Annotated in this window: 1 protein-coding gene; it reads right to left on the reverse strand. The window is 61.2% G+C overall.

Annotated features, from left to right (window positions below):
• Window positions 1-99 precede the first annotated feature (99 nt).
• On the reverse strand, window positions 100-355 hold a 256-nt coding region (locus tag AC1DT6_RS40690), incomplete at its 5' end, for a hypothetical protein (protein ID WP_477115639.1).

Raw genomic sequence — 355 nt, forward strand, 5'->3', positions numbered from 1 at the left:
TCGGTGACGGACAGGTCTTTGATGGCGAGGGTGGTAGTCATGGCAGTTCTCCGGGAAATGCAGTAGCTTGCGAATTCAGCCTGGGCGGTAGCCCGMGGCTCAATAGATGTTGTTYTGGGCGTTCTGGGTCGAGTGGACATGCGACTTGATGTCGTCCGCGAAGGCCGTGTTGTTGCCGTTCATGTTGACGACGTTCTGCGTCTGGCCGATCAGCTGCGAGGCGTTGAAGGTCGAGTCGATCTTGACCGCGCTGAACACGGGCAGGAAGGGCACGAAGCCGCCGCGCACGGCGCGCATGGCGCGGGCGTCGAGTTCTTCGGTGACGGACAGGTCCTTGATGGCGAGGGTGGTAGTC

It is taken from the genome of Cupriavidus sp. 01L45 (assembly GCF_056399885.1).